The sequence below is a fragment of the Malaciobacter pacificus genome, assembly GCF_004214795.1.
Taxonomy (GTDB): Bacteria; Campylobacterota; Campylobacteria; order Campylobacterales; family Arcobacteraceae; genus Malaciobacter_A; species Malaciobacter_A pacificus.
Genome location: NZ_CP035928.1, coordinates 70,310 through 90,425, shown reverse-complemented (window position 1 = coordinate 90,425; position 20,116 = coordinate 70,310). Strand labels below are relative to the sequence as shown.

The window sequence follows — 20,116 nt, the reverse complement described above, 5'->3', positions numbered from 1 at the left end:
GGTTTATGAATTTAATGTAAATAGAATCTCTTTTTATTTAATACAAGTATTATTATTAAAATTAAAATCCCACAAAACATATAAATAACACTATTCCAACCAAACTTTTCATATATAATTGAAGGAACAAATGAGCCAATAGCTCCACCTAAATAATAAAAGGTTAAATACATTCCAGAAGTTAATGATTTTTGAGATGCTTTTAGAGAGTTTGCAAGCCCCGTACTTACAGTATGAACTGTAAACATTCCTAAACAAAAAAGAAATATCAGTAAGAACATTGTCATTACATTTGGTATTGTTAAAAAGATTGTAATAAAAGAGAAGAAAATCAATCCTGCTAAAATAGTATTTACTTCACTTTTAAAAAACTTTATAATCTTTTTTGAATTTAAAGATACCAAAATTCCCATTCCATAACCTAAATAAAGTAAAGATATTTGAAATTCTGATATATCAGTTGAAATCTCTTTTAATCTAAAAGGTAATACATTTAAAACTCCAGCAAATACAAAAAATACACAAAACATAAGTAAATAAACTGTAGAGAATCTTGTATCTTTTAAAATAGCAGTTACATCACTTATTTTAGGCTTAACTATTGTTGCTTCACCTTCATAACTTAACTTACTTACAAAATATATAGAAATTAATATAGCAAAAGATAAAGAGTAAAATACCCAATGATAAGAGATATTGGTTGCTATAAATCCAGAGAAAACTCTTCCTAACAATCCTCCAAATACCGTTGCAGCTACATAAATTGACATATTAAACTTGATATTTTCTTTATCAATATTTGCTAAGATACTCATAAGTGATGTAAGCATTGCTGGGATTACTAGCGCTTCAATAGTTCTAAAAAGTAAGAATAATTCATAATTACTTGCAAGTCCTAAAAAAATATTTGTAATAAATAGTATTATGGAAGAGTTAATAAGCATTTTTTTTGCATTTACTTTTTCTAAAATATATCCATATATAATAGGAGAAATTGCTAAAAACAGCATAATCACCGCTGTAAACTGTGAGGCTTTTGTTATGGATACATCAAACTCTTTTGCCAAAAGTGGTTGAAGTGGTTGAGTTGCATACATTACAGATAAAACTATAATAATACAGTACACTATTATAAACAAATCATATTTTTTCATATTTTTCTTTTTTAGTTAAGTAGTAATTTAAAAGTTGTTCCTATATTCTCTTGTGAGCTAACTTCTATTTTTATGTTATATTTTTTACAAATCATATTTACAATATTTAAGCCTAATCCAAAACCACCATTTAGTGAAGTAGCTCTATAATATCTATTATAAATATCTTTAATTTTTTCTTCTTTTATTCCTATTCCCCAATCTTTGATAATTAAAGTTTTATCTTTTAAGATTATTTCTATTTTTCCATTTAGTTTATTATACTTAATTGCATTTGAAAAAAGATTGTTAAATAATCTAATAAAATCATCTTCTAATATCATATATTTCATATTTTCAACTTTAATTTCCACTTCTATTCTCTTTTTAGAATATAAAGGTTCAAAGCCATCAATTTGCTCTTTTATAATCTTAGAAATATCTATCTCTTTTAGCTCTTTAGTCTTTTCTTTCTCTTCTAAAAAAATATATGTTAAGTCTTTATATATTTCAGATATTCTTTTTGCACTTAATCTGATACGTTGAATTTGTTTTGAATTTAGTTCTTCATTTTCACTAGACATCATAATAGCACTTATTGGAGTATTTAATTCATGGGTAGTATCTTTTATAAAATTATTTAACTTTTCTCTCTCTTCTTTTAATGGTTTTAAAAACAGTTTTGATAAATAGAAACCTATAAATGAAACAAAAATGCAAGATAATAAAAACATCCATAGTATTGATATTTTTAACTTTTCTATTTTAAAGTTAAGACTTGTATCTTTTAAAACAACATACTCTATACCTAAATGACCTACCGTTGAATTATCTACTAAAATTACTTCATCATCTTTAAAAGTAAACTTTTTAGTAAAATCAATTTTTTCATCTAATGTTCCATACAATTTTCTTTTAGTAAAATCATAGAAAGATATTTGATACTGCTTTGATTCTAGATATTTCTCTTTTTCAAACTTACTTCCCATCATATGTGAATAAATAATCTCATTTGATACTTTAGATGTTATGTTTTGCATTTCTGATTTTATTAAATCAGTATATAAAGTTTTTTCATTTTGAAAATATAATATTGCTACAATTAGCATTAAAATAAAAGAAGAGCCTAAATAAAGTACTAAGAATCTAAAGAAAGTACTTTTTTCACTAACTGTTAAGTCTATATCCAACTCCTCTTATATTAGTAATTTTTTCTTCACCTAAAATCTTTCGTAATCTTTTTATATAGCTTCTTATTGTTGAAGTATTTGGAGCTTCTTCATAAGGCCATACATTTAATATCAATTCATCGACACTGACACTTTTGTCTTTATTTCTAACTAAATACTGTAGTACTTCACACTCTTTTTTTGCAATATGTATCTCATCTTGCTCTTTTATTACTAAAAGTTGGTTTGTATCAAGTTTTGTATTTGTATCAATATCTATTATATGTGTTGAAGTAATATTAAAAAGTCTTTTTATATTATTTATTCGTAAGTCTAACTCTTTTAATTCAAATGGTTTTTTTATATAATCATCACATCCACTATCAAAACCCTTTTGCATATCATCAGCCATATTAAGGGAAGTGATAAAAATAGCAGGTGTTTTTATATTTTGTTTTCTTAACTCTTCTAAAAGCTCAAAACCATTTATATCTGGAACATTCACATCAAATAATAATAAATCAAAGGTTTGTGAATATAAATAGTCTTGAGCCTCGCTACCACTAAATGTAGTAATAACATCATATTTTAAATTGATTAAGTGTTCTTCGATAATTTCATTTAAAATTAAATCATCTTCTAGTAATAATATCTTCATAGTGAAGATTATATCATAAGTTTTGTGTAGTAAATAAGTAGTTATACCTTAGTAGAAAATTCTACTAAAGTATAAAAATTAAAATTGTCTTCTTGGTCTTTCTTCTCTTGGTCTAGCTTCATTTACTCTAAGTGTTCTACCCTCACACTCATTTCCATTTAAAGCTTCAATCGCCTCAGAACCAGCAGACGAATCTACCATTTCAATGAATCCAAATCCTTTAGATCTTCCTGTTTCTCTATCCATAATAACTTTAGCGCTCTTAACTTCACCAAATTTAGAGAAAACCTCTTCTAATGCTTTATCATCCATTCTATATGATAAATTCCCTACGTAAATGTTCATTTTTCTTATCCTTTATAAAAGTGCTAATATTATGCCCTATTATTTAAGAATTAGCAAGAAAAAAGAATTATTCTTTACCAAAATTTTTACTAATTGCGCTATTAATTCTACTTTTTGTCTCTTCAAAACCTAAAATAGCTGTAATATCATAAACAGAAGGAGCTTGTGTTCCACCCGTTAGTGCTATTCTAATTGGCTGAAATAGTTGTGGGAATTTTAGTCCATTCTCTTCAATAAATGGTTTTGTAATTGCTTCATAATCAGGTGCTAAATGTAATGAATCTTTATTTGCTTCAAGTAAAGCTAAATAATCATTTAACATTTCAATAGTTCCCTCTTTTACAAACTTCTTAGTCCCTTTTGCATCATATTCAGTAGGAACTTCTAAAATATTGTTAATTGCGTCTTTTAACTCAATTAGTGTTTGAGCTCTTTCCTTACATAAATCTAAAAGCATCTCTTTTTTATCGTGACCTTCTAAGTTACAATCAAAAAACTCTAACTCTTTTGCTAATCTTTCATTTGATACATTTTTAATATAATGAGCATTTAACCATAAAAGTTTTTCTGCATTATAAGCAGATGCTGATTTATTAATATTATTAGGATCAAATAGTTCTAACATTTCATCCATTGAGAAGATTTCTTGATCACCATTTGACCAACCAAGTCTTACTAAAAAGTTTAAAAGTGCTTCAGGTAAATATCCATCTCTTTTATACTGCATAACATCCATTGCACCATCTCTTTTAGATAACTTCTTACCAGCAGGATTGTTAATCATTGGCATATGATAGAATTTTGGTACATCAAAACCTAAAGCATTGTAAATTACGATTTGTTTAGGAGTATTTGATAAGTGATCATCTCCTCTTAATACATCTGTCATTCCCATTAAATGATCATCAATAGCTACAACAAAGTTATAAATAGGCATTCCATTTGCTCTAGCAATTACAAAATCATCTACTTGATTAGCATCAAAAGACATTTTACCTTTTACACCATCTTCAAACTCAATTTTTCCCTCAAGTGGAGCTTTTATTCTAATAACTGGCTCAACTCCTTCAGGAATTTCAGGAAGTACTTTACCTTCTTCTGGTCTCCAAGTTCCATCATATCTAGGATTTTGCTTAGCTGCTTCTTGTGAAGCTCTTAATGCATCAAGTTCATCTCTACTCATATAACACTTGTATGCTTTACCTTCTTCTAATAATTGAGCAATATATTTTTTATAAATATCTATTCTTTTTGATTGGTATTCAATTTCACAGTCACTTGGCATTCCAACCCATTCAAATGCTTCTAAGATAGCTTTTACCGCATCTTCATTATTTCTTGCATTATCAGTATCTTCAATTCTTAATTTAAATTCACCACCAGTTTTTTTAGCCCAAAGATAGCTATATAAAGCTGTTCTTAATCCTCCAATATGTAAATATCCTGTTGGACTTGGTGCAAATCTTGTAATTGCCATTTAATTACTTCTCCTCTTCATTTTTGTTAAATATATAAAATCCTACCCCTGATACTACTACAACTACCACGATAAATATTAATAAAGCTATCTCAAGTGTTGCCATTTGCTTCCTTCTCTTTTAACTGCCCACAAGCAGCACTGATATCAAGACCTTTTGACTCTCTAATAGTACAAATAAGACCTCTATCATTTAAATAATCTTTGAATTTTATCATATCTTTTTCTTCAGGTCTCTGATATGTAGTTCCAGGATATGGATTAAAGTAAATTAAATTTACTTTTGCTTGAATTCCATTTAAAAGTGTGATTAATTTTCTTGCTGCTTCAATAGAATCATTTTTACCTTTGATTACTAAATATTCAAACATAACTTTTTTTCTTGTATCCACAGGAAATGCTTTTACTGCTTCAATGATTGAAGCGATATTATAAGCTTTATTCATAGGAATAAGCTCACTTCTTAACTCATCATCAACTGCATGAAGTGAGATAGCAAGTTGCATTCCTAAATCTTTTTCACCTAATTTTTTAATCTTACTTGCAACCCCTGAAGTTGAAACTGTTTGTCTTCTTCTATTAATTGCAAGTCCTTCTTCATCTGAGAATATTTGAACTGCTTTAGTAAAGTTTTCAAAGTTATCAAGTGGTTCACCCATTCCCATATAAACAATATTTAGGGATTTGTTTTCAGGAATTTCATTATCTCTTTTGATATTTACAATTTGAGCTATATATTCTCCAACTGTAAGATTTCTAACAAATCCACCCTTTGCAGTCAAACAGAATGTACACCCTACTTTGCACCCTACTTGTGATGAGATACAAACAGTATATTGTTCACTTCTTACGATATTTCCATCTTCATCTTTTTTCTTTTTCTTCATTAAAAGTAATACTGCTTCAACAGTATGTCCATCTCTTAATTTAAAAAGATATTTAATACTTCCATCTCTACTTTGCTCTTTTTTTACAATTTGCATAATATCAATTGGATATTTCTCTTTTAATTCCTCTTTTAATTCATTTGGAATATTTTTCATATCATCATAAGAGTTAGCATATTTTTTATAAAGCCAATTATAAACCTGCTTTGCTCTAAATGATGGTTTTAACATCTCTTTTAATTCATCTAAACTATAGTCATATATAGATATTTCTTCAAATTTTGCCATTTATATTTTAATCCAATTTTATTTAATAATATTTTTTTCTATTAAGTATTTAGTTAGTATATTTTTTGCTTCTTCATGATTTTTTACGAAATCTTCATGGGCATTTTCATCTGTATAGTTTGTAACTACAAATATTCCAGCAACTGGTATCTCAAACTTTTTTGCAACACTTAAAACTGAAAAAAACTCCATATTTTCAATTCCAACACCATAATCTAAATACTCTTTTGTAAGTTTTTTATTTGTTGAAATATAATTTGAACTATTAACTATAGTGTCATTTCTTGCAAATTTATTATCAGATTCAAGTACATTATCCAAAGGAGTATATGCACTTTGTGTCAAAAATCCAAGTTCTATATTACTTGCTCTTTTTGATTCAACAATATCAAAAATCTTTTTTTCTCCATAACTTCCAGCACTTCCAATAAAAAGTAAATAATCTGGCTTATCAAATAAACACTGTTGTGTTAAATTAATTGCGGTTTCTACTAAACCTACTCCCATAGGTCTTGCAAATGGAAAGGTTTCATTTCTTCCAGCACAAATAATCATTATTTACACTCCAAAACAAAGCTTGGGTTTATTGTGATATTTTCGTCACTACTTGCAGGTGTCACATCACTTGCAACTTTTGCACTCATTACTACACTTTCTCTAGCCATATAAATATTTCCTCTGTTAACTGAGTTTATATCTATTTTTTCAACAGAACATCTTTTTGAAATTTTATTTGATAAAGACTTTGCGTAATCATTAATCCATAAAATTGATTCAATTCTTAAATTATCTAGGTTTTTATTATATAATTCATTACTAACATTCCAATTAATATTTGAAATATTTAATTTAAGTTCATCATTTTTTGATCTATCTTTTAGTTCAAGAATCTGATTAATAAATTCATTTATATTTTTCGCACTATTTGATTCTATTTTATATCTTAAACTTCCAATATAACCTGTAAAAATTTGTTTATTATTTATATATTTGTATCTTGGGCTTAAATTATATCTTCCATCTTTTATTACAACTTCGTCATACTCTTTAAAAAAATCATTAAATTTTTCAATTTCACTATTTATTACTCTCTCTTTTTCATCAAAAATTGATACATCTACATATGTTGTTAATAAATCTGGGCTTACACTTGTTGTGAATGATTTACTAAAATTAATTTCATAGGAAAAAAGTACAACTGGTAAAATAAATATAGCTAATAAAAATCTCTTCATCTTATATCCTTACTGGTATTCCATTATCTTTTAAATAGTGTTTTAAATCCATAATATCAATCTCTTTAAAGTGAAAAATTGATGCTGCTAATGCTGCACTAGCTCCATGTTCAAAAGCCTCTTTCATATGTTCCATTGTTCCAGCACCACCTGAAGCAATAACTGGAATATCAACAAGTTTAGAAATTTGCTCAGTAATATTTAATTCAAACCCTGTTTTAGCGCCATCAGTATCCATTGAAGTTAAAAGAATTTCACCTGCACCTCTATCATATACCTCTTTTGCCCAAGATAGGGCATCAAGTCCTGTATCTTCTCTACCACCTTTTACAAAAACATGATAAGAACCATCAGCAACTTTTTTTACATCAATTGCAGTAACAATACATTGAGAGCCAAATCTTTTTGCAGCCTCATTAATTAAATCAGGGTTTGTTACAGCAGAAGAGTTTATTGAAACTTTATCACATCCAACATTTAAAAGTGAATATATATCTTCAAGCTTTCTAATTCCTCCACCAACAGTTAAAGGAATAAAAACCTCTTTTGCAACTTCTTTAACAATATCAACTATTGTTCCTCTATTTTCATGACTTGCTGTAATATCAAGAAAAGTTATTTCATCAGCACCTTCATTATTATATCTTTTTGCAACTTCTACAGGGTCTCCTGCATCTCTTAAACCTACAAAATTAACACCTTTTACTACTCTTCCGTTATCAACATCCAAACATGGAATTATTCTTTTTGCAAAACTACTCAAATAAAATCCTTAATAATATGTACTAATATCTTATCTAATTGTAAGTTAAATACAGATATACTCTTGCTACTAATGGAAAATGTAATAGCAAAAAAGAAATTCGGACAAAACTTTTTAATTGATACAACAGTTTTGGATAGGATCATCCAATCGATGCCCAACAACAATAACTACATCGTAGAAATTGGGCCTGGCTTAGGTGATTTGACCGAGAAATTAGTCAAGTACAAAGATATGACTGCTTATGAAGTGGATACTGATCTTATTGGTATTCTAAAGTCTAAATTCGCAATACAATTAAATGAAGAAAAACTAAAACTGATCCACACTGACGTTTTAGAAGCTTGGGATAAACAAGGAAGTCTTCATAATGGTAAATATGACTTAATTGCAAACTTACCATACTATATTGCGACAAACATTATATTAAGAGCATTTGAAGACAAAAACTGTGAACATATTATTGTAATGGTTCAAAAAGAGGTTGCTCAAAAATTCACTGCGCGAGTGAATGAAAAAGAGTACTCATCTTTAGCAATTATTACTGAAACCTTAGGAGTTGATTCTAGGATACTATTTGATGTACCTCCTGAGTCATTTAACCCACCTCCAAAAGTAATGTCTTCAATTCTTTATATTAGAAAAGATATGAACAAAACTATTGATAAAAGTTTTAAAGACTTTTTAAAGGCCTGTTTCACACAACCAAGAAAGAAGCTTTCAAAAAATCTTTCGTCAATAGTTGACAAATCAATAATATCTGAGCTTTTTGAAGAACTTGATATAAATGACAATATTAGACCTCATGAAGTAAGTTCATCTTTGTATAGCCAATTGCATACAAAGGTAAGAAATGGAAGAAATAAAAACTGAGGAAACTGTTGTAGTTCAAGAAAACCCAACTACAAATAACACTGATAACAAACAAAATGAAGTTTCAAAAAATGAAACTACTGAAAATGCTCAACAAAATGGTGAAAATAAAAAAAGAACACCATACAATAAAAAAAGAAAGCCAAGACCAAACAACACTAAAAAAGGTCCAGTAGGGGGACCAAAAGAGGGTTGGATTAATGACCTTAAAAAAGCATACATTATAAATGAAAAGATTCATAGAGATAGATTAAATCCACACTATAAATTAAACTTAAACACTACTGCTAAACTTAAAATTACTCCACTTGGAGGATTAGGTGAAATTGGTGGAAATATGATGGTAATTGAAACTCAGAATGAAGCAATTATCGTTGATGTTGGTATGAGTTTCCCTGATGAGGATATGCACGGTGTTGATATCTTAATTCCTGATTTCACTTACATTAGAGAAATCAAAGATAAGATTGTTGGTATTGTTATTACTCACGGTCACGAAGACCATATTGGTGCAATGCCATATTTATTTAAAGAGATGCAATTTCCAGTTTATGGAACATCATTACCACTTGAAATGATTGGTTCAAAATTTGATGAACATAAAATGAGAGAACATAGATCTTTATTTAGAGCTGTACAAAAAAGAAGACCTATTAAAATAGGAAATGAGTTTGAAGTAGAGTGGATGCATATTACTCACTCAATTATTGACTCTTCTGCAATTGCTGTTACAACTGAAGCTGGAACTATGATTCACACTGGGGACTTTAAAATAGACCATACTCCATATGATGGTTTCCCAACAGATTTACATAGGCTCGCTTATTATGGAGAGAAGGGTGTTTTATTATTAACATCTGATTCTACAAATTCACATGCACCAGGATTTACTAGAACTGAAAAAACAGTTGGTCCTACATTTGATAGACTATTTGCAGGTGCTAAGGGTAGGGTGATTATGTCAACTTTCTCTTCAAATATTCACAGAGTTGCACAAGCAATTGAAAGAGCTATTACATTTGGTAGAAAAATCTGTGTTATTGGTAGATCTATGGAGAAAAACTTAGATTTAGCTATGACTTTAGGATATATTAAATTCCCTAAAGATCAATTTATTGATGCCCATGAAGTAAATAAATATAATGACAAAGAGGTTTTAATTGTAACTACTGGTTCTCAAGGAGAATCAATGTCTGCACTTTATAGAATGGCAATTCATGAGCATAGACATATTAAGATTAAACCTGATGATCAAATTATATTATCAGCTAAAGCAATTCCAGGAAATGAAGCAAGTGTATCTGGAATTATAAATCACCTATTAAAAGCTGGTGCAAAAGTTGCTTATCAAGATTACGGTGATATTCACGTTTCAGGACATGCTGCACAAGAAGAGCAAAAATTAATGCTAAGACTTGTAAAACCAAAATTCTTCTTGCCAGTTCATGGTGAGTACAACCACGCTTTAAAACATGGACAAACAGGTATTGATTGTGGTGTATTAGAAAGAAATGTTTACATTATGAGTGATGGTGAGCAAATTGAAGTAACTCCAAAATATCTTAAAAAAGTAAAAACTGTTAAAACTGGTAAAGTATATATTGATAATCAATTGAATCACAAAATTTCTGATGATATTGTAATTGATAGACAAACTATGGCAAACGAGGGTGTTGTTATGATTGTTGCTCAAATCAATGAAAATGATAGAACATTAGCTCAAAGACCAAAAGTTACATCATTTGGTCTTGTTCCTGATAAACAAGATAAATTCTTCTCAAAAGAGATTGAGGATTTATTAACTACATTCTTAGCAAATGTAAAACCAGGAATATTTAAAAATAACAGAATCTTAGAAGATGAATTAAGAAAAGTTGTAAGAAAACACTGTATTAGAAAATACAAAAAATACCCTATGATTGTTCCTACAATCTTTGTTCAATAAATTTTTTATTAAGGATAAAAATGAACTTTAAAGAGATTATTAAAGATGTTTTATTAACAGAAGCAAAAGAGATTGAAAAAGCAGCTGCTAATATCTCTTTTGATATTGAAAAAGCAATTGATTTAATAATCAACTCTAAAGGTAAGTTAATTATAACTGGAGTTGGTAAATCAGGTCTTGTTGGTACAAAAATTGCTGCAACACTAGCAAGTACTGGTACTAGTTCATTTTTTCTTCATCCAACTGAAGCTATGCATGGTGATTTAGGAATGATTGGTAAAAATGATATTGTTCTTGGAATTTCTTATAGTGGAGAGAGTGAAGAATTAGTTCAGATTTTACCTCACCTAAAAAGATTTAATATTCCTTTAATTGCAATGGCAAGAAATGAAAACTCAACACTAGCTAAATACTCAGATGTATTTATTAATATTTCAGTTGAAAAAGAGGCTTGTCCACTTGACACAGCACCAACTTCTTCAACTACATTAACAATGGCTATGGGTGATGCTCTTGCTGTATGTTTAATGAAAAAAAGAAACTTCCAAAAAGAAGATTTTGCATCATTTCATCCAGGTGGTAGCTTAGGGAAGAAACTTTTTGTTAAAGTTGAAGACTTATTAAGAAAAGAAAATCTTCCTATTGTTTCACGTGAAACTAAACTAAAAGATGCAATAGTTGAAATGAGTGCAGGAAGAATAGGTAGTGTTATAATTACTGATGATCAAAATAGGGTAGTAGGACTTTTAAGTGATGGTGACTTAAGAAGAGCCCTAATGGAAAATGATTTTTCAATAGATTGTAATGTAGAAGATATTGCAACTATGAATCCAAAAACATTGAATAATAAAAACCTTTTAGCTAGTGATGCATTGAAAGTAATTGAAGATTTCAAAATCCAACTTTTAATTGTAACTGATGATGATAATAAACTAGTTGGAGTTTTACATATTCATGATTTAGTAGAAGCTGGAATAAAATAAATGAAAAACAATAAAATACAAAATGAATTAGTTAGACTTAATAAATTCATTTCACACAATAGTGGATACTCAAGAAGAGAAGCTGACAAACTTATAGAAGAGGGTAGAGTTACAGTAAATGGTAAACCTGTTACAAATCTTGCTACTAAAGTTTCAAATAATGATAAGGTTTTAGTTGGTAAAAGAGTTATAAAAGAAGATAAAAATAGAATTGCTACAGTTATAGTATATAACAAACCTAAAGGAGAAATTGTATCTAAGAGTGACCCTCAAGGTAGAAAAACTATTTTTGACTCTCTAGGAAGCAAATATAAGCACTTTTTACCAATAGGTAGACTTGACTATGCATCAGAGGGTTTATTGCTTTTAACAGACTCTGTTGACATTTTAAACACTGTTGTTCACTCAGATTTAGAAAGAGTATATAAAATCAAAGTAAATGGTTTTATATCTAAAAAAGTAGAAGAGGCTATGCAAAATGGTTTAGTACTTGAAGATGCTTCAAGTGGAGGTCATAAAGATAGTAAAATAAAAGGAATGACTTTTGCTCCATTTTTAGCATATGATATTCAAAGAAATGAACAAAACTTTTCTAGAGTTAAAGTAGTGATTAATGAAGGTAAGAATAGGGAACTAAGAAGATTCTTTGCACACTTTAACTTAGATGTTATGGATTTAAAAAGATTAGAATTTGGAGGAATTTCATTAAATAACCTTCCAACTGGAAAGTCAAGATTCTTAACAAGAGAAGAGTATAAAAATCTTAGAATATTTATGAACGAAGAAAATGCAGGACTTAGCTAATAAATATAGACCAACAAGTTTAGAAACTTTTGTTGGTCAATCTCACATAATTTCAAAAGACAAAGCCTTATATAAACTCATAAAACAAAAAGATATCCCCCATTTATTTTTCTATGGAAAACCTGGAACTGGTAAAACAACACTAGCAAAAATTATTGCAAAAGAGATAGGAACTGATTACTACTATTTTAATGCAACATCAATAAAAGTAGAAGATTTACGTAAAGTATTTGATAGATATAAAAATGCTTTAATTAAACCTTTAATTTTTATAGATGAAGTACATAGACTATCAAAAAATCAACAAGAAGTACTATTGCCTATTATGGAAAACTATGATGCAATAATTATAGGAGCAAGCACTGAAAATCCATTTTTTACATTAACAAATGCAATACGTTCAAGATCTTTTCTTTATGAATTTAAAGCTTTTACTAAAAAAGAGATGGAACAAATATTAAATATAGTTTTAATTGATATAAATATAAAAATTAAATCAAATGCTAAAGAGTACTTGATTATTTCAAGCTCAGGTGATGCTAGAGCGATGTTAACACTTTTAAATTTTGTATATAAAGTATCAAATGAAATAACAATTGATTTATTAAAAGAGTTAAGAGAGAATGTAATAGGGGATGGAGTCTCTTCTTCAGATACTCATTATGATTTATCAAGTGCCCTTATAAAATCTCTTAGAGGTTCAGATATAAATGCTGCACTTTATTATCTTGCAAGATTGATAAATGGTGGAGAAAGTGTTGATTTTATTACAAGAAGACTTGTAATTTTTGCAAGTGAAGATATTGGTAATGCTAATCCAAATGCAATAAATCTAGCTGTTAGTACTATGCATGCATGTAATAAAATAGGATATCCAGAATCAAGAATAATCTTGGGACAATGTGTGATTTATCTTGCATCAAGTCCAAAATCAAATAGCGCTTATATGGCAATTAATAAAGCCATTAGTGAAGTTAAAAGTGGTAAAATATTAGAGATACCTAAACATTTAGACGCTCAACACGTTGGATATCTATATCCCCATGATTTTGGTGGTTATGTTGAACAAGAATATTTAAAAGAGAATCTAGAGTTTTATGAAACTTCAAATATTGGTTTTGAAAAGACATTAAATGATTGGGTTCATAAAATAAAAAATAAGGACAATTAGTGGAATACTACACATGGATACTTACTTTTCACATTATGGCAGTTATGTCATGGATGGCAATGCTCTTTTATCTACCGAGACTTTATGTATATCATGTAGAGAATAAAAATAAAAAAGATTTTGTTGATGTTGTAAAAATTCAAGAGTTTAAAATCTACAAATATATTGGTGCACCTGCTATGTGGGCAACAATTATAAGTGGTGCTGTGATGCTATATTTAAATCCATATTTACTATCTGGGGAAACTGGTGGTTGGATGCATGCTAAACTTTTAGTAGTATTTTTTTTAATAATTTACTCATTTAGTTTGGAAAAATATAGAAAAGAATTAGAGATAGAGAACTATAAAAAATCTGGTAATTTTTTTAGAGCCTATAATGAAGTACCAACTATTTTAGCATTGTTGATTGTTGGATATGTTATCACAAAAACATTTTCAATTCTATTTACAATAATTACTTTAGTAATTGGAGCATTTATAGTTTATAAAGTATTTAATCAAAAACCAAAAGAAGCAAAATAATGAATTTCGAAAAATATTATGTACTAGACACAAATATTATGTTAGAAGATGCCTCTAATATATTTAAATTAGCTCAAGACTCAAAAAACCTAATCATACTTCCTGAAACAGTTTTAGATGAAATTGATAGTAAGAAAAGTGGATTTGATGAAATTAATTTTCAAGCTAGAGAATTTGCTAGAATTTTAGAAAGCGCAGATATAGTTGAATCAAAAAAACAAGATGATTATAAGATCATAAGACTTAAAATAAATGAAAAAGCTGATGCAACTATTGATATTATTTCAAAAGAGTATTATGATGTTAATATAAAAAATGTTTCAATTAATATAATTAATGATAGAAAGATACTTGAAATAGCTAGTTTTGCTAATAGATATTATAATACACAAATTGAGTTCTTATCCCTTGATATTATGGCTAGAACAAGGGCAATATCACTTGATATAAAAACAGATGCATTAGTAGGAAACAAGGAAGATTTTAACTATGAATTTATTAAAGAAATCATAATAAACTTTGAAGATACAGAGTTTTTAGATAATGCTTTAATAAGTGATTTTGATGAAGATTATAAACCGTATAACTATAACTATTGTTTTAAAGTTAAAGGTTCAGATCAAGTTATACTTGCAACTATTCAAAACAATAGAGTGATACTTCTAGATGAGGGTGAAATTAGAAATCAAATCATAACTCCTTTAAATAAAGAACAATTATTTTTTTCAAATGCAATTTTATCTCACTTCTTTAATGTTTTAATAATTGAAGCAAAAGCAGGTTCAGGTAAAACTTTGCTAGCTTTAAGTGGTGCTTTAAAGTTAGTAAGGCAAAAACACTTCCAAAGAATAATTTATATTAGAAATTCTATAGAATCATTGGATAAGGGTGAAGATGTAGGATATTTACCAGGACTAGAAGAGAAGTTTGCAATTTATAATCATCCACTTATGGATAGTTTAGATTATATAATAAGAAGTGATTATAAAAAGAAAAAAACTAAAAAAAATGAATACACTCAAGAACTTGATGATGCAGAGGTTACAGCAAGAATAGATGACCTAATTAAAAACTACTCAATTGAAACTATGTGGGTAGGGGAGATGAGAGGAAGAACTCTATCTAATGCATTTATTATTATTGATGAAGCGCAAAATATGTCAAATAAAACAATGCAAATGGTTTTATCAAGAATAGACAATACTTGTAAGGTTGTGATATTAGGTTCAAATAAGCAAATAGATAACTTCTATGTGAATAAATACACAAATGCTCTTACAACTTTGCTAAAATCTACACAAGAAAAAAGTGAACTTGTTAATAACTATGCGATAAAACTACAAAAAGTCTTAAGAGGCCCTATAACAGAATGGGCAGAAAAAATATTCTCTAAATAATTATAATAATATTACAACTTAAAAGGTGTAATATTATTAAATTTTTTACTTAATTAAAACTACTTAGTCTATACAAAATTAAAAAAATTTACTATAATAAATACAAACTACAATACGTATAGGAGTTGGAATGTCATTATTACAATATACTTCAAAAGAGATGTTTTCATCTACAGACTTAATAAGAAAAAGTAAAATGGTATTTGATAAAATTAATAATAAAGAAATTGAAAAAGCAATCATTTTAAGAGATGGTAAACCAAGCTTTATGTTAATGGATTTTACAAAATATGAAGAGTTAATTACAGAATATCTTGAATTGAAAGAATTAGTTGATATTAATGATAACAAAAAGAAAAAAACAACAAATGAAAAACTAACACAAGATGTTTCACATGAAACAAAAGATGAAATCGATAATAAAGATTTAGAAAAAGCATTAGCAGAAATTGAAAAATTAGATTTTAATACTAGTGAAAAAATACAGTTATCAAATGAAGAAAAAAAAGAGCAACTAAAAGATTTTTGGGAATAGATTTGTTTAGATTAAGAGCTAAAACTCTTAATCTTATAAATTATCTTTTAAATATAAATAATCAGACATCTTAGTCCACTCTCTAACTTTTAACATATAATTATCTTGTGAATCTAATACCTCTTTTAATAAAGGTGATTTAGCAGACATTTCATCTCTTAACTCTTTATTAGCTTTTTTCATAGCATCCATAACTTCTTTTGGTAAAGTTTTAACCTTAATATTTGGATACTCTTTTTTCATATCTTGCCATGCTGTAGCATTCATATCATAATTTTGAATATACATATCATATGCACTAAGTCTAATAGCTTTTATCATAATATCTTGTAAATCTTTAGGTAGTTTTTTAAACTTTCTTTTATTTATAATAAAATGCATTTCTGATGCAGGTTCATGCCAACCTGTATAGTAATATGGAGCAATTTTATGAAATCCCATTTTAATATCCATTGATGGACCAACCCATTCAAGTGCATCAATTGAATTTCTATCTAAAGCTGTATATAATTCCCCTGGTGCGATATTTGTTACTTGTACTCCAAGTTTTGCCATAATCTCACCTGCAAATCCTGGGATTCTCATCTTAAGACCTTTTAAATCTTCTAGTGAGTTAATCTCTTTTCTAAACCATCCACCCATTTGAACACCAGTACTTCCACCTGGAAATGATAATACATTATGTTTATCATATACTTTATTCATAAGTTCTAAACCACCACCATAATAAAACCATGCATACTGTTCTGGACTAGTTAAACCAAAAGGCATTGAAGTAAATGGTAAAGTGTTTATATCTTTACCTTTCCAATAATATGATGCTGAGTGCCCCATATCATATTGACCACCCTTAACCATATCTAAAATGCCTAAAGGAGCTTTATGTTTATTTGATGTATGTACATCAATAATCAATCTTCCATTAGACATAGTTTTAGCCATATCTGCCATATTATTTGCAGCATCAATTAAAGGAGATAAAGTTGGTCCCCATGTTGTAGCCATTTTTAATTTATATACTTTATCTTTTGCATAAAGTGAAGTAGTTAGTGTAATTGCAATAGAAGCAATACATAATCTAGCAATGATTTTTTTCATATACTCTCCTAAGAAAATTTTCTAGATTATATATTATTCAGTGTGTAATAGTTCTTAAGTAAGCAAACACTCTTGTAGTTTTTTCTTTTTATTCCATTTCAATATTTTTAGTTCTGGTTCCACGTGAAACTTTTTAGTATAACCAAAACATAAGTAAGCAATAAACTTATACTCATTTTTATCAATATTTAGAATTTTATTTATCTTTTTTGGTTTTAAAATTGATACCCAACCCATCCCAATGTTCAAAGCTCTAGCCATATGCCACATATTTAATATTGCACAAACTACAGAGTATTCACCACTTCTTTTCATATAAGTTTGACCTAAAACTTCTTCATCACTTTCTTTATAATACACAGCAATATTAATATCAGATTCTAAAATTCCCTCAAGTTTTAATTTATTATAGATTGGTCTATCTTTGAACTTCTCTTTACTTTTATTAAAAACATCTGTAAAGTGATTATAAACTTCATTTCTTTTTTTATCATCAGCTATTACAAATCTCCAAGGTTGAGAATAACCAACTGAAGGTGCTGTTATACCAGCTTCTAAAATTTTATTAAGTTTCTTTTTTGATATTTTCTTTTTTATGAAGTTATTACCTCTAACATCTCTTCTAGAGGTAATAATTTTTGTTAGTGTGTTAACATCTTTTTGAGTAAATTTCATTAAACAGCAAAGTCGTGTAAGTCTTTAAATAAAAAAGCTTCTACAATTTCATCAATACTTTTTTGCGTTGGTGCAATTAGAGCTACTATACCTTCATCCATAAAAGGCCAAACATATTCAAGCTCATTAATTACAACAACTGTATCAATCCAACATGATATATCTTCTCTTCTATCAAAAAACTCCACTTTAGCAATTTTACCTTCATCTAAAGTAACAAAAGCCCATGCTTTATTCTCTTCAATTGAACTTATAATACATTGATCTCTATCTTTAGAGTCTACAGGAATTAAAATAGTCATATTTTCTCTTTTCTTAAAAATTTATATTAATTCAAATTTTTTGATTTTACAATTTTTTATCTTAAGATAAAAATTCTTTTTTATACCACAATGAAAAAACAAAAAGTGAATATAAATGTTGTTTGAATTTTCTATCTTTTGCTAAATGATAAATATGTTTTATGTACTCATCATTAAATAAATTTGTAGCATTATTAACTTCTAAAACTACATCCAAAATAGAATCTTTAAACTCTTCGTTTAACCATTCATTAAATGGCGAATTAAATCCTTTTTTAGTTCTGTTTATTATCACATCAGGAATATATTTTGAAGCAATTTTCTTTAATAAATATTTATTTGTATTTCCAACTTTTATATCTGATTTCACGTGAAACATATAATTTACTAAATTAAAATCTAAAAATGGTGTTCTCACTTCCAAAGAATTATGCATAGAGATTCTATCTACTTTTGATAAAAGTGATTCTCCTAACCAAATTTTTAAATCAATATAACTCATCCAATCAACTGGATCTTGTTTTGCTTTTTCACTTTTATATGTTGGAACTTTTCTAAAAAGTCTTTTTCTTTGAATATCAGTATATATTTCTCCAAAAGAGTTATAAAGATTTTGTTTTTTTATGATTCTTCTTAAGTACTCACTCTCTTTTGTATTATTTTGAAGTGCTCCAATAATTTCATTTAAGAAACCATTTTGTTCATTTGAAAGTGTTTTTTCAAACTCATAATATTTTAAAAACTTAGCATAGTTATCATAACCTAAAAAAAGTTCATCACTACCTTCACCAGAAAGTACTGTTTTTATTCCACTATTATGAATCTGTTTTGTTAAAATATTTAAAGGAACTGCTGCACTATCTCCATGAGGTTCTTCAAGTGCATCTAAACTATCTTCAAAGACATTTATATAATCTTTCTTTGATATTTCAACTGGATTATGGTTTGAGCCAATATACTTAGCTGTAATTTTTGCATAATCTAATTCACAATAATTTTTATACTCATTGTAACCAACAGAAAATGTATTAATCTTTTTGCCTGTAATTTTTGTATAAAGTGCAGAAATTAATGAACTATCAATTCCCCCACTTAAAAGTGAAGCAACTTCAACATCACCAACAAGTCTAGACTCAACACTTTTTATTAAAATCTCTTCAATATCATTTAAAGCCTGATTTTCATCAAAAACACTTTTATAGGTGTTTATCTTATAGTAACGCTTGATTGAAAGCTCATGAGCTTTATTTGGCTCATAAATCATATATGAAGATGATTCAAGCTTTTTAATATCTTGATAAAATGTATCTTCTCCATAAGAGACAAAATATTGCATATATTTATTAACAGCAACTTTATTTAAATTAGGTTTATAATCAAGAAGTTTTAATACTGATTTTATTGAAGAAGAAAAAATAAACTTATTATCTTTAAAAAAATAAAATAGTGGTTTTTTACCATATCTATCTCTAGCTAAGAAATATTTCTCTTTTTTAATATCATAAATACAAAAAGCAAACATGCCATTTAGTTTATTTAAAAAATCAACTCCATATTTTTGATAAAGTCTAATTATAACTTCACTATCACTTTTTGTTTTACACTCTAGTTGTTCATCAATAATTAGTTGCTTATAATTATAAATTTCTCCATTAAAAACTAAAACAATATCATCAAAAATCATTGGTTGATTTGCTTCTTCATCTAAATCAATAATAGAGAGTCTAGTATGTCCAAACTCTTGGTTATCAATTTTAACAGAATTTTTAAAATCAGGTCCTCTATTATTCATATGCTCTAATGCATTTTTAAAATTGTTACTTAAAAAATTTGTTCCTATAATTCCACACATAA

At 27.7% G+C, this 20,116-nt stretch carries 21 protein-coding genes; 8 read left to right on the top strand and 13 right to left on the bottom strand.

What is annotated here, in order from left to right:
- Positions 1–11: 11 nt before the first annotated feature.
- From APAC_RS00440 to hisF, 9 genes are all read right to left on the bottom strand, one after another.
- Positions 12–1,154 carry an MFS transporter gene (locus APAC_RS00440; RefSeq protein WP_130232233.1) on the bottom strand — a complete coding sequence of 381 codons (1,143 nt, stop codon included), beginning with the start codon at positions 1,152–1,154 and terminating at the stop codon, positions 12–14.
- A gap of 11 nt (positions 1,155–1,165) precedes the next feature.
- Positions 1,166–2,323, bottom strand: coding sequence for a sensor histidine kinase (locus tag APAC_RS00435; protein WP_130232232.1), 1,158 nt, complete (start codon positions 2,321–2,323; stop codon positions 1,166–1,168).
- Entirely contained in the window at positions 2,301–2,960 is a 660-nt protein-coding gene (locus tag APAC_RS00430; protein WP_130232231.1) for a response regulator transcription factor, read from the bottom strand. The genes APAC_RS00435 and APAC_RS00430 overlap by 23 nt, the downstream gene beginning before the upstream one ends.
- Positions 2,961–3,038: 78 nt before the next feature.
- Positions 3,039–3,305 (bottom strand): RNA recognition motif domain-containing protein, encoded by a 267-nt coding sequence (locus APAC_RS00425; RefSeq protein WP_130232230.1) that lies wholly within the window; start codon positions 3,303–3,305, stop codon positions 3,039–3,041.
- 67 nt (positions 3,306–3,372) lie between these two features.
- Entirely contained in the window at positions 3,373–4,782 is a 1,410-nt protein-coding gene (gene gltX / locus APAC_RS00420; protein WP_130232229.1) for a glutamate--tRNA ligase, read from the bottom strand.
- 92 nt (positions 4,783–4,874) lie between these two features.
- A complete protein-coding gene (gene rlmN / locus APAC_RS00415; protein ID WP_130232228.1) occupies positions 4,875–5,957 on the bottom strand; it encodes a dual-specificity RNA methyltransferase RlmN in 1,083 nt (360 codons plus the stop codon).
- 18 nt (positions 5,958–5,975) lie between these two features.
- Positions 5,976–6,512 carry a phosphorylase family protein gene (locus APAC_RS00410; RefSeq protein ID WP_130232227.1) on the bottom strand — a complete coding sequence of 179 codons (537 nt, stop codon included), beginning with the start codon at positions 6,510–6,512 and terminating at the stop codon, positions 5,976–5,978.
- Positions 6,512–7,192 (bottom strand): SIMPL domain-containing protein, encoded by a 681-nt coding sequence (locus tag APAC_RS00405; protein ID WP_130232226.1) that lies wholly within the window; start codon positions 7,190–7,192, stop codon positions 6,512–6,514. Before APAC_RS00405 ends, APAC_RS00410 begins: the two co-directional genes overlap by 1 nt.
- A 1-nt stretch (position 7,193) precedes the next feature.
- The gene (hisF, locus tag APAC_RS00400) at positions 7,194–7,955 is read right to left on the bottom strand and encodes an imidazole glycerol phosphate synthase subunit HisF (RefSeq protein ID WP_130232225.1); all 762 of its coding nucleotides are present in this window, start codon (positions 7,953–7,955) and stop codon (positions 7,194–7,196) included.
- 72 nt (positions 7,956–8,027) lie between these two features.
- Between hisF and rsmA the strand changes: the two genes are divergently transcribed.
- The 8 genes from rsmA to APAC_RS00360 all read left to right on the top strand — a co-directional run bounded on the left by rsmA (position 8,028) and on the right by APAC_RS00360 (position 16,187).
- Positions 8,028–8,828 carry a 16S rRNA (adenine(1518)-N(6)/adenine(1519)-N(6))-dimethyltransferase RsmA gene (gene rsmA, locus APAC_RS00395; protein WP_130232224.1) on the top strand — a complete coding sequence of 267 codons (801 nt, stop codon included), beginning with the start codon at positions 8,028–8,030 and terminating at the stop codon, positions 8,826–8,828.
- Positions 8,809–10,773: a ribonuclease J gene (locus APAC_RS00390; RefSeq protein ID WP_130232223.1), complete on the top strand. Its 1,965-nt coding sequence runs from the start codon at positions 8,809–8,811 to the stop codon at positions 10,771–10,773. Before rsmA ends, APAC_RS00390 begins: the two co-directional genes overlap by 20 nt.
- A 20-nt stretch (positions 10,774–10,793) precedes the next feature.
- Complete coding sequence (locus APAC_RS00385; RefSeq protein ID WP_130232222.1) at positions 10,794–11,756, top strand: KpsF/GutQ family sugar-phosphate isomerase; 963 nt, start codon at positions 10,794–10,796, stop codon at positions 11,754–11,756.
- Entirely contained in the window at positions 11,757–12,560 is an 804-nt protein-coding gene (locus APAC_RS00380; RefSeq protein WP_130232221.1) for a pseudouridine synthase, read from the top strand.
- A complete protein-coding gene (locus tag APAC_RS00375) occupies positions 12,544–13,731 on the top strand; it encodes a replication-associated recombination protein A (RefSeq protein WP_130232220.1) in 1,188 nt (395 codons plus the stop codon). The genes APAC_RS00380 and APAC_RS00375 overlap by 17 nt, the downstream gene beginning before the upstream one ends.
- Entirely contained in the window at positions 13,731–14,255 is a 525-nt protein-coding gene (gene hemJ, locus APAC_RS00370; RefSeq protein ID WP_130232219.1) for a protoporphyrinogen oxidase HemJ, read from the top strand. Before APAC_RS00375 ends, hemJ begins: the two co-directional genes overlap by 1 nt.
- Complete coding sequence (locus APAC_RS00365; RefSeq protein WP_130232218.1) at positions 14,255–15,652, top strand: PhoH family protein; 1,398 nt, start codon at positions 14,255–14,257, stop codon at positions 15,650–15,652. The genes hemJ and APAC_RS00365 overlap by 1 nt, the downstream gene beginning before the upstream one ends.
- A gap of 130 nt (positions 15,653–15,782) precedes the next feature.
- Positions 15,783–16,187, top strand: coding sequence for a hypothetical protein (locus APAC_RS00360; protein WP_130232217.1), 405 nt, complete (start codon positions 15,783–15,785; stop codon positions 16,185–16,187).
- Between the two features lie 33 nt (positions 16,188–16,220).
- Here APAC_RS00360 and APAC_RS00355 read toward each other — a convergent pair whose 3' ends face one another.
- From APAC_RS00355 to asnB, 4 genes are all read right to left on the bottom strand, one after another.
- Positions 16,221–17,285 (bottom strand): TRAP transporter substrate-binding protein, encoded by a 1,065-nt coding sequence (locus APAC_RS00355; RefSeq protein ID WP_130232216.1) that lies wholly within the window; start codon positions 17,283–17,285, stop codon positions 16,221–16,223.
- A gap of 54 nt (positions 17,286–17,339) precedes the next feature.
- On the bottom strand, positions 17,340–17,960 hold the full coding sequence (bluB, locus tag APAC_RS00350; protein WP_130232215.1) for a 5,6-dimethylbenzimidazole synthase: 621 nt from the start codon (positions 17,958–17,960) through the stop codon (positions 17,340–17,342).
- Positions 17,960–18,262 (bottom strand): hypothetical protein, encoded by a 303-nt coding sequence (locus APAC_RS00345; RefSeq protein ID WP_130232214.1) that lies wholly within the window; start codon positions 18,260–18,262, stop codon positions 17,960–17,962. Before APAC_RS00345 ends, bluB begins: the two co-directional genes overlap by 1 nt.
- Before the next feature lie 61 nt (positions 18,263–18,323).
- Positions 18,324–20,114, bottom strand: a complete 1,791-nt coding sequence (gene asnB / locus APAC_RS00340; protein WP_130232213.1) for an asparagine synthase (glutamine-hydrolyzing) — start codon at positions 20,112–20,114, stop codon at positions 18,324–18,326.
- Between the last annotated feature and the right edge of the window lie 2 nt (positions 20,115–20,116).

What these genes read in the sequence shown, in the direction of transcription:
- APAC_RS00440 (WP_130232233.1), bottom strand. Translation starts at nt 1,154, where the DNA reads ATGAAAAAATATGATTTGTTTATAATAGTGTACTGTATTATTATAGTT.
- APAC_RS00355 (WP_130232216.1), bottom strand. Translation starts at nt 17,285, where the DNA reads ATGAAAAAAATCATTGCTAGATTATGTATTGCTTCTATTGCAATTACA.
- APAC_RS00385 (WP_130232222.1), top strand. Translation starts at nt 10,794, where the DNA reads ATGAACTTTAAAGAGATTATTAAAGATGTTTTATTAACAGAAGCAAAA.
- asnB (WP_130232213.1), bottom strand. Translation starts at nt 20,114, where the DNA reads ATGTGTGGAATTATAGGAACAAATTTTTTAAGTAACAATTTTAAAAAT.
- APAC_RS00360 (WP_130232217.1), top strand. Translation starts at nt 15,783, where the DNA reads ATGTCATTATTACAATATACTTCAAAAGAGATGTTTTCATCTACAGAC.
- APAC_RS00410 (WP_130232227.1), bottom strand. Translation starts at nt 6,512, where the DNA reads ATGATTATTTGTGCTGGAAGAAATGAAACCTTTCCATTTGCAAGACCT.
- APAC_RS00430 (WP_130232231.1), bottom strand. Translation starts at nt 2,960, where the DNA reads ATGAAGATATTATTACTAGAAGATGATTTAATTTTAAATGAAATTATC.
- APAC_RS00405 (WP_130232226.1), bottom strand. Translation starts at nt 7,192, where the DNA reads ATGAAGAGATTTTTATTAGCTATATTTATTTTACCAGTTGTACTTTTT.
- APAC_RS00390 (WP_130232223.1), top strand. Translation starts at nt 8,809, where the DNA reads ATGGAAGAAATAAAAACTGAGGAAACTGTTGTAGTTCAAGAAAACCCA.
- rlmN (WP_130232228.1), bottom strand. Translation starts at nt 5,957, where the DNA reads ATGGCAAAATTTGAAGAAATATCTATATATGACTATAGTTTAGATGAA.
- gltX (WP_130232229.1), bottom strand. Translation starts at nt 4,782, where the DNA reads ATGGCAATTACAAGATTTGCACCAAGTCCAACAGGATATTTACATATT.
- APAC_RS00375 (WP_130232220.1), top strand. Translation starts at nt 12,544, where the DNA reads ATGCAGGACTTAGCTAATAAATATAGACCAACAAGTTTAGAAACTTTT.
- APAC_RS00365 (WP_130232218.1), top strand. Translation starts at nt 14,255, where the DNA reads ATGAATTTCGAAAAATATTATGTACTAGACACAAATATTATGTTAGAA.
- APAC_RS00380 (WP_130232221.1), top strand. Translation starts at nt 11,757, where the DNA reads ATGAAAAACAATAAAATACAAAATGAATTAGTTAGACTTAATAAATTC.
- APAC_RS00425 (WP_130232230.1), bottom strand. Translation starts at nt 3,305, where the DNA reads ATGAACATTTACGTAGGGAATTTATCATATAGAATGGATGATAAAGCA.
- rsmA (WP_130232224.1), top strand. Translation starts at nt 8,028, where the DNA reads ATGGAAAATGTAATAGCAAAAAAGAAATTCGGACAAAACTTTTTAATT.
- APAC_RS00345 (WP_130232214.1), bottom strand. Translation starts at nt 18,262, where the DNA reads ATGACTATTTTAATTCCTGTAGACTCTAAAGATAGAGATCAATGTATT.
- bluB (WP_130232215.1), bottom strand. Translation starts at nt 17,960, where the DNA reads ATGAAATTTACTCAAAAAGATGTTAACACACTAACAAAAATTATTACC.